The following is an 8,826-nucleotide window of genomic DNA, read 5'->3' as shown; positions in this document are numbered from 1 at the left end:
CACGACGCACGGGGCGGCGACGTCCCTGCGCGGGCTCTGTGCGAGCCTTGGGGTCGCGCCGGCGACCTACTATCGGGCGCGCCGACGCGCCGAGCGGCCCACGTGCGCGCTGCCCCGCCGCGCACCACCACGCACGTTGGCGCCCGTCGAGCAGCAACGGATCCTCGACGTGTTGCACGAGGACCGCTTCATCGACCTGGCGCCCGCCCAAGTGTACGCGACGCTGCTCGACGAAGGCGTGTATCACTGCGCCGAGCGCACCATGTATCGACTCTTGGCTGCGCACGACGAAATCCGAGAACGGCGCGCGCAGCGGCGACACCCCGTGTACACCGCGCCCGAGTTGCTCGCGACCGCGTCGAATCAGTTGTGGAGTTGGGATATCACCAAACTCAAGGGGCCCACGACCTGGTCGTGGTATCACTTGTACGTGATCCTCGATGTGTTCAGTCGCTACGTCGTGGGCTGGATGGTCGCGCCGCGCGAATCGGCGCTGCTCGCGGAGCGGCTGATCGCCGCCAGTTGTGCCCGTGAACACATCGGACCCAATCAACTCACGCTCCATGCGGATCGCGGATCGTCGATGGTCTCGCAGCCGGTCGCTCACCTGCTCGCCGATCTCGGCGTCACCAAGTCCCATTCGCGCCCCTCCGTGTCGAACGACAATCCGTTTTCGGAAGCGCAGTTCAAGACGCTCAAGTATCGCCCGGATTTCCCCGCGCGCTTTGGGTCGCTCGAAGACGCTCGCGCGCACTGCGTCGACTTCTTTCACTGGTACAACACCGAGCATCACCACAGCGGGCTCGGGCTGCACACACCCTTCGACGTGCATCACCAGCTGGCTGACGCGCGCAACGCCGCACGCGCCGACGTCCTCACCGCCGCCTACGCCGCGCGTCCGGACCGCTTTGTCCATGGTCTGCCCACCCCACGCGCGCTACCGACCGCCGCGTGGATCAATCCCCCCACACCGCGACCGTCAGACGACGTCGCTCAGTAAACCCCACCCACCCGGTGTCTCAAACTCATTGACAGGTTCCGTCGGAGATCAAGCGATAATTCGCCAGCGTGATACTTCTTGAGCCAATAGTGCGGCAGGGAGTGATCGATGCCGGCCTTAGCGGCCAAGACTTTGATGCTGCCCTCGCCGGCCAAGTCCGCCTCCACGACCCCGAGCTTGAACTCGGTGCTGAACCGTCGGTATGTCTTGCCACGCATAGAACCTCCGAGGCGCTGCCTCGAAGGTCGAACCCCAACTCCCTATTTGTCCAGTCGGCGGGGTTACTCCAAAAAGTGCGCAATTCTTATCGGTGTTGACAGTGCCGGGCATCGCCGCAGCGCGCGCAATTTATACGCCTAGGGCAGCGGCAGTCGTAGGGACAACGTCAGCGGCGCTCGATTTCGATTCATTACGACGAGGCGCACGGTGCGCGCCGGCATGCTCGCGACCCGTTCGTCGTACGCAAGCGGAATGGGCTTCTGAAAGCAGTTGCGCCCACCCGTGTTGCCGATGAAACGATAGCAAATGGAATCGCCCACCACGGCATTCTTCACGCGATTGAGGGTTTGGCACCCGGTATTCCCAACATAGCCGACGAAACGCACGGTGACCGAGTCCGACGATCCAGCCGTGCGTGCGATCTCAAGGCGGTCGACGTTGAGCACGTAGGTGTCGGGGTCCGTTAGGCCGCATGACGCGAGCAGTCCACTCGCGCTCAGCCGCATCGCCATCGCGCGAACCTGTTGTGGTGCACGCGAAAGCATTAACGCATCGCGGCGCGCATGCGCCGGAGGCGGTCACGCGCGCGATCCAAACGCCAGCTGACGACTGACCCGCTCATGACGACGTGTCTGTCCATCCGGACTGCCTCCTCGCGGTACGAAGACCAAGGGCGCGGATTGCTCGATTACGGCGTGCCGATAAACGCACACCCGGCATTCTGCGCCTTAGCGAGGCCAAACATGCCTGACGGCATCGGCGTCGCGCCTGAAATCAAACCCGCGAGCAGCTCGGTGTGGACGGCGTCTGCCGTGATTCCAAGTTTCGTCGCCAGTCGCGTCGCGAGATGTCCCATCGCGAAATCGCACACGAGCACGATGGCGCCGCGCGCCTGGAGGTCCTGTATTGAGACCTCGTACGCTGGCGCGTTGGCCGCGCGCGCGAGAAACGGATTGCGCGTGGCGCTCTCGCCGGTGAGCGGATCTTTGACGCTGTAGTCGGCGCCGAGGTTGAAGCGCGCCCACAGTGCGTCTGACATTGCGAGCGGAATTGCGCGCGTGCGAATGTTGAGCACGACGCGGGCCTGATGTTTACCACGACCGTAAACCGCATCGCAGTTGTCGAGGTAGCGCGCGGCGATCTGCAACGCGAAGCCGTCGCTAATCCCGGCGGTGTCGATCACGGCTTTGTCCTCGGCGCGCCGCACCGGCTGGACCCAAGACAGGTCCCAGCGCCGCTCCGCCATGGCCAGCGTGTGGGCCGCCGGGCCGCGCTCGGCGCTCGCGTCCGCCAACGCGTCGAACGGCGAGGGCGACGATCCGGCCGCGCCGGCCTGGTGCGGTGCAAGCAGTGCCAGGCCACCGGCGGCGCTGCCGCGTCGGAGAAAGCCACGGCGGTCGGTGGAGGCGGTCAATCCACTGAACATTATCAACTCCGGCGCGAGAGAATGGCGACCTAACGGGTGGACGGTGGTGAGAGCATGACAAGCGTGCAGTCGTTGCTCGCCGCGGAACACGAGTGACAGTGGTCAACGGGCGCGTAGGCCCGACAAGTGCCCAACCGATAGTATAGGGCGCCGCGCTGCCGGACGCCCGGCCCAGCAGCGGTGCCGGCCAGGCTAGTTGAGGCCGGGTCGGTCGGTGGGAACGCCGCAAGAGCGACCTACGTCGCGAAGTTGATGGCCAAGAGGCGCTCGCGGCTCTCCCAGGAATATGCGCATTCGCGTGGCCGCTGCCTTGGGCGGGCCGTGGCGACCATCGCGTCGTCCAGCGTCGCGGCCACGCCAATGTTGGCCTCGATCCGCCCAGGACCGGCTAGCTGGTCGGCGAGGTACGCTGATCATTGATCTCGAATGGAGGCGCCCACGGGGGTGAAGATCGAAGGACAGGGTGAAAGATGCTGGCCGGCAGCCGCGCTCGCCTGTGGTGCACGGCGCCGGGTGGTGCTGAACGCCGCCGCGCAGGGACCACAATGGGTTTCTCGACGGTCACAACGAATGATCATCATCGAATTCGCGAGCGGGCGAAACGGCGCGTGGCACGCGTCCACTACCGCATTCCCTGTGGAACTGTACGCGACCGCCTTCGACAGCTGCTGGTTCATCCACCGAATCAGCTCGATGGCCCGAGCGTGCACGCGCTTCGGCTGCCGGTCCCAGGTCGACTGGTGATGCGCCACGACGTGGCGATCTACGCGCAGGTAGTCGAACGTAATCCGAATGGGCCCCAACCACCGTGCCTGCGGTCTCGGACGGGTGGCCGGCCACCAGTCGACACCTGAAAACCGGCCGCCACGCTGCGTGAGCTGAGGCGTTGACGGCGGCACGTCCCCGATGGGGCGTTTGCTGCCATGAACAACGGCTTGGACGAAACCAAACAGCAGCGGATGATCGGGCTTGGGCGAATGGGCTGGTCGATCCGCCGGATCGAGGCGGCGACCGGTGTCCGCCGCGAGACGATCCGTGGCCATCTCAAGACCGCCGGGATCGCGGTGCGCCGTCGCAACGGCTTTCGAGGCCTGCTGCACCGCCTAGCTGCAACACCCTGCCTTCCAGTGTCGCTCCCGCGGGGATCGCCCGCTCGCTCTCGCGCCGCTACGCGCCAGTCGGCGCTCGGGCCGGAGAGCACAGCCTTGAGCCACTCGACGCCGCGGCTGGCTACGTGCTTCGATTACGGAAGTGCGGCCCGCCGGTATACTTTACGATTTCATTACAGAAGGTCGACGGCCGGCTTCGGCAGGGAAAGCAGACCACGCGAATCGCTGGTCCAGAACTTATCGGGAGGGAGTTGAGGCTGATTGCAATCGCTTTGCTGCTCGCGACGAACCTGATCGTAGCCCCGAAGAGCGACACTGTGCCGCGCGCAGCCATCGCTGCAGAGATCGCATCACTGGTTCGTATCGAGACTATCGCTGGCCCTGACGGCCGACCAGCGTCCATCGTGGGCTTCAACGCCGACTCGTTACGAGGACGTTCACTGCTTGCACCATTCCTGAAGGCCAACGGTCGATTCGTGTCGTACATCGCATCGCATACGCCCGGCGCTGCTGCGCGGCTCGTGACCGACGGAAGTGATCCTCAGGTGGTTCGCGATTCGGTCGTCACCGCGCTGCGCGAGAGCCCGGCCTTCAACGAGCGGCTGTACTATATGCTCGCATCGTATTGGCGACCGACGGGGCGGCGTATCGAGGGGTATACCGTCCCTGCTCGGACCGTGGTCTCCAGCAAGACGTTGCAGCGCGTCGGGGCGAGGTTCTTCTATCCAGATCGCGTATCCTCAACCGGCGACACGCTGTTCACGCACGTCTGTGCTGGAATCAACGGCATCTCCGAGCTGCCCGAGTCGGTCGACCCCATGGTGGAGGCCTTTGTCTTCGTCGCCGTGAACAGGGCCGTGTTCGAGACGCAGAACTCGCCGATGATGCGGGCGTTCGACGCGGCGTCCAAACGCGCCAAAGCGGCGACCGTGTCAAAGGACCCTGCTAAGCGCGTGGTGCGGGCACAGCGCGCCATGTGGGCGTACATGGAAAACAGCCCGGCCATGGCGTCGGCGCTGACGCGTACGTACCAGCGATATGGCGCCCTGATGCCGTTTCAGTTGCGGACCGCAGCCAAGTAGCCTTCCGCGCCATCGCTCGGCGCACACCTGGCCGGCGGTTGCGGCGTCACTCGCCGCCGTCGCAGGTCTATCTCGGCCGTCACCGCGCTGCTGAATCGGCTGCTCCACCATGCGCACGGGCTCACTTGCGGCCCCCGAAGCCGGTGCACGCAACTTCGGCAGTGAACGATCCCGCGGTCGCTGCATCCGCTAAACCGTCTCAGCTCGCCGGCGTGGTGGCCGGTTTTGCGGTGTCGATCAGTGGCCGGATTTGAGGTGTCCACTGAGGCATGAGCGAGGCGTGCTGGATGCAGCGGACCACAGCGTGATCCCGTGGCGTACGCGAAACTGCCGCATCACTGTCGACGTCACCGCGCGCATTCACTCCGAGTTTCTTCCAACGCCCAGCAGAGTGCGAGATACGAGCGGCCTTGCAACGAGCGACGGCTGCGCTAGCTGCAAGGCGGCCGAGGTCGCGCCTCTCCCTCTGCGACCACAGCAGCGTCGCATCAAGTACAGCCATTCACCTGCTGACGCCAACTTGCTTCTGCCGATACAGGTTGACGCCAAGCAGCATGCACCCAATGGACAAAATTACCGCGACTCTCGCCGTCATCGCGTGACCATCGATCATCGTTTTCAGAAATGCTGATCGACTGAGCATCAGTATGATCCCGACTGCCACGAGGAGCCACAAGGCGGCGCGCGTCCAGCGCTGTCTCATGGAGGAACGGCGAATCCTCTCCCCTAGGGCAAGAAAACTAAAGCCGAGGATCAGACCCACGGCGGCAGGCCGAAAGACGCTACGGGTCCATTCCGGATGAAGGCGTAGGAATACTCCGCAACCCCAGAACACCGCCATCCATCCCAGCAGCGAGGCGACGCGTCGTCGCATTCAGCTCTCCATTAATCGTTCTTAAATGTTGACACACCCAAACTCTGCGTAGGTCGTGGACGTGATTCCCAGTATTCTCTCCAGGCACAATACGGCCTACCCGTGGTGCAACGCGTGTTATGCCGTGGGATGGCAGCCGACTATCCAGATCTCCGCACTCCGCGTTAGCGACAAGCGTCGGCGCCGCTCCGCCAGAGTCAATTCTACTCTCGTTGCCGTCTCGGTACCCGTCATTTGTTGGTCGCGCCGTCAAGTGAAAGCCGAAAGACGGCAAGTTGCGGCTCGCCCGATTCTGCGTAGTTGAAACCGAACGCCCTGTTTGGTCCGAGAAATCCCTAAATCATGTTTGGGAATTTCTGCGTCGCGAGAATTTCCCGTTTCTCCAGATCAAAGACCTCGAGCCTCGTAACATACAGCGACTCACTATCATCCTTTTGCGGGACGTCTACTGCGCCATCGGGGCCCGTACGAATGCTAACGAGGTCGCGCCAATTGGGCTTGCAATTGAACCCTCCGTTAACCCCTTGCTAACCCCGGTCGCGGCGGGTCCTGTTGCCGGCGCAATGCCCTGCCGTGCGCCCGGCGGCGACCGCACGCTGTCCCCATGCCAACTACCCGCCGCCACGTCGATGTCTTGCGACCACCGCCGGAGGTCCCCGCCGACGTCGTCTCGCGCGCCCGCGTGCTCTGGTCCGAGCCGCAGGGCATCCCCCCGGGACGCCGCCCGGTGCGAGGGGCTGACCGTCTGGCGGGACGGTCTCTGTCGTTGGGAGCGCTCTCCACCGGAGGATATCCCGCCATAACGGATTGTCCTACGACGTTACAAGATTGTCGCGCGCCGAGGTGGGTATTGCGGCGCGCAATCGGCCTTGGTCAGTCCCCTCAATTCGGAGCGTTATGCCTTCTCGCGCCAGCCTGTTCGTATCTGCCCTGTCAATCGCGGTTCTCTCAATCCCCGCCGACCTCGCCGCCCAAGCCCCGCCAACCCGAGCTTGGGTGCGAGCGCAGGTCGTCGCCGACAAATTTGCCGCGCGCGTGCGGTACGACCCGCCGCTCGAGATCTACGCGCGCCCGATCATGAGTAATTGCGACCCGCTGGTGCCGAAGGACTATGTGCCGACGTACACACCCGACATGCAACAAAAGCTGCTCAGCGTGCTCGGTGAACTCGGCCTCCTCAGGCAGGTCGCTGACACCCTCATTGCAGATGCAAGCGGCAAGACGAGCAGTAAGTGTGTACGAACTCTCGATATGAAGAAGGTGAGCGCGCTACCGGCCTTTACGCCGCTGCCCCGCGCTCCCGGCAACTGTAGCCCGATGCGCACACTGGAGCCGGACGGATCGCTCCGTAGTATTGCGTTCTGTATCCAGTCGTTCGCGATGGGCGAGATCACGGGCATTCAGAAGCTGACGCCCTCCCGCTACGTCGCCACGTTCTCATGGATCAACAAGCGTGAGCCGTTAGCGGACCTCATCCGCGTCAGGCCATGGGATCAGCAAGAAAGCGGGTATGCCGAGATTAGCCTCTGGGACAACGGATGGCGTGTAGACCGCGTGCGCTACACCGCGCTTCGATAGCGGGCCTGGTCTGAGCGCTGCGGTTGGTGGGGGCCCTGCGGAATTCGGGGGCCCCTTTGCGTTTTGTAGAGCGTGAGCCGGAAAACGCGAGTGGGCAAATTGGCAGGATCCCCCTACACTCGAAATGTCACCGCCGCACACACCCCTTCTGGAGTTATCCATGCTGACCACGATTCGATTCACCCCGAACCCGATGTACCCGACGCTCGAGGCCCTGACGGCGCACCTGATTGCCGTTGCAGACGACAATTCGGACGAGCCGCTGTCCGGTGTCGACGAGGACGGCTTGTTTGGCTACGTCGTTGGGTACACCTACGAGCTCACGAAGGCGCAGGCCACCGACACGCTTCGCGCCGCGCGGGAGATAATTGCTTCCGAAGGGCTCTGATGGATCGCGCTAATCACTTCCGCCCTGATCGTGGCGTTCTTGGTGGCGCTCACCACGGGCGCCGACGCGGCCACGTTTGTTGAGAAGGCGGTCTTGTTCATGATGTTCTTCCCGATGGTGCTCCTGGTGTGGGCGCTTTTTTTCCTGTCGGGGTTCCGATGGTTAGCGCTGGCCGGCCGCCCTCTGAGCTCGGAAGATCTGGAAGAGTGGGAGGCGTTCGAGCGAGTCGGGCGCTTTGCCGGTGAAAGCATGGCGCGGCGCTCGGGCAGATAGCGTATTGCCGACGCCGACACAAACCGCCGATACTAGCGCATGACGCGCTGTAGCGATTGTCAGATCCCGCGAGCATTGTAGCGCATGCTCAAATTTCTCAATGCGCTCCTGAAGCTTATCACCGTCATTGCCGGTAAGCCGGCCCCGCCGCCCCCGAAACGGCATCCCCAGGTGACACTGGGCCTCAGCATGTCCAAGGTTATTCACGAGACCTCTGCTGATGAGAAGGCGGCCAACGAAGATGCCGCCAGGCGCGAGCGGATCGCAAACAGTCGACGGCAGCGTCCCCAGACGTCAGCGGAAGTCGCGCTGGTGCGGATCGCCAAAGACGACGTGCGTGACGTCATCAAGGCGATGCCGTTTGAGGATCACCTGCACGCCCACTACGTGTCGCAGGATGTGCATTGCTACCGACTGACGCTACTCGAGACTGGGCAGCAGGCGTTTGTGCTCTTCTCGCCAGGCGAAGAGTGGATCGACGTGCTCTCGCCTGTGAAGCTCAAAGACTACAGCTACGTTGAGCCAAGTCGCTTCAAGCGCTACGGATTCAGTCGCGACATGAGCCGCTGGTCCTACGGCGATGGGCCGCCGGGCGCGCGGGCGATTCGCGCGGCACTGCGGACGCTCGATCCCACGATCCAAAGTCGCGAGCGGGTCTAGCTGGCAACAACACGAACCCCCCGTACCGATCACCTGGCACGGGGGGTTCGCTGCTAGCACGTCACCGCACTACGCAGCGAGATCGAGATCCGATCCCGGCAGGTAGCCGTGGCGCTCGAGCCACCGCATGGCCTCAACGCTGAGACCATGGTGCACAACGCAGCCATTGAACGCGGTAAGGAGGCCGCTGCCGCGACCGACGTGCATCACGATCATG

At 63.7% G+C, this 8,826-nt stretch carries 11 protein-coding genes; 6 read left to right on the top strand and 5 right to left on the bottom strand.

The window, feature by feature from the left end:
• Positions 1 to 1,000, top strand: a 1,000-nt coding sequence (locus RMP10_RS03560) for an IS3 family transposase (protein WP_310569062.1), incomplete at its 5' end; no start/stop codon positions are given.
• Here the strand turns inward: RMP10_RS03560 and RMP10_RS03555 are convergent.
• The 4 genes from RMP10_RS03555 to RMP10_RS03540 form a co-directional block, all read right to left on the bottom strand.
• Positions 994 to 1,218, bottom strand: a complete 225-nt coding sequence (locus RMP10_RS03555) for a transposase (protein ID WP_310569061.1) — start codon at positions 1,216 to 1,218, stop codon at positions 994 to 996. The two genes, RMP10_RS03560 and RMP10_RS03555, sit on opposite strands and share 7 nt — an antisense overlap.
• A gap of 138 nt (positions 1,219 to 1,356) precedes the next feature.
• Positions 1,357 to 1,731, bottom strand: a complete 375-nt coding sequence (locus RMP10_RS03550; protein ID WP_310569060.1) for a hypothetical protein — start codon at positions 1,729 to 1,731, stop codon at positions 1,357 to 1,359.
• A 176-nt stretch (positions 1,732 to 1,907) separates the two neighbouring features.
• Entirely contained in the window at positions 1,908 to 2,645 is a 738-nt protein-coding gene (locus tag RMP10_RS03545; protein WP_310569059.1) for a twin-arginine translocation signal domain-containing protein, read from the bottom strand.
• A gap of 413 nt (positions 2,646 to 3,058) precedes the next feature.
• Positions 3,059 to 3,745: a hypothetical protein gene (locus tag RMP10_RS03540; protein ID WP_310569063.1), complete on the bottom strand. Its 687-nt coding sequence runs from the start codon at positions 3,743 to 3,745 to the stop codon at positions 3,059 to 3,061.
• Between the two features lie 260 nt (positions 3,746 to 4,005).
• On the opposite strand from RMP10_RS03540, the gene RMP10_RS03535 reads away from it, so the two are divergent.
• On the top strand, positions 4,006 to 4,836 hold the full coding sequence (locus RMP10_RS03535; RefSeq protein ID WP_310569058.1) for a hypothetical protein: 831 nt from the start codon (positions 4,006 to 4,008) through the stop codon (positions 4,834 to 4,836).
• 502 nt (positions 4,837 to 5,338) lie between these two features.
• Here the strand turns inward: RMP10_RS03535 and RMP10_RS03530 are convergent.
• The gene (locus tag RMP10_RS03530) at positions 5,339 to 5,710 is read right to left on the bottom strand and encodes a hypothetical protein (RefSeq protein WP_310569057.1); all 372 of its coding nucleotides are present in this window, start codon (positions 5,708 to 5,710) and stop codon (positions 5,339 to 5,341) included.
• A gap of 996 nt (positions 5,711 to 6,706) precedes the next feature.
• Here RMP10_RS03530 and RMP10_RS03525 point away from each other — a divergent pair.
• From RMP10_RS03525 to RMP10_RS03510, 4 genes are all read left to right on the top strand, one after another.
• Positions 6,707 to 7,288: a hypothetical protein gene (locus RMP10_RS03525; RefSeq protein ID WP_310569056.1), complete on the top strand. Its 582-nt coding sequence runs from the start codon at positions 6,707 to 6,709 to the stop codon at positions 7,286 to 7,288.
• A gap of 160 nt (positions 7,289 to 7,448) precedes the next feature.
• Positions 7,449 to 7,676, top strand: a complete 228-nt coding sequence (locus RMP10_RS03520; protein ID WP_310569055.1) for a hypothetical protein — start codon at positions 7,449 to 7,451, stop codon at positions 7,674 to 7,676.
• 42 nt (positions 7,677 to 7,718) lie between these two features.
• Positions 7,719 to 7,949 (top strand): hypothetical protein, encoded by a 231-nt coding sequence (locus RMP10_RS03515; protein WP_310569054.1) that lies wholly within the window; start codon positions 7,719 to 7,721, stop codon positions 7,947 to 7,949.
• 84 nt (positions 7,950 to 8,033) lie between these two features.
• Positions 8,034 to 8,609 carry a hypothetical protein gene (locus tag RMP10_RS03510; RefSeq protein WP_310569053.1) on the top strand — a complete coding sequence of 192 codons (576 nt, stop codon included), beginning with the start codon at positions 8,034 to 8,036 and terminating at the stop codon, positions 8,607 to 8,609.
• Positions 8,610 to 8,826: the final 217 nt, after the last annotated feature.

Origin of the sequence: Gemmatimonas sp., assembly GCF_031426495.1 — a bacterium.
Classification (GTDB): Bacteria; Gemmatimonadota; Gemmatimonadetes; order Gemmatimonadales; family Gemmatimonadaceae; genus Gemmatimonas.
The sequence above is the reverse complement of the archived record's forward strand: the minus strand, read 5'-3'. Positions and strand labels throughout refer to the sequence as shown.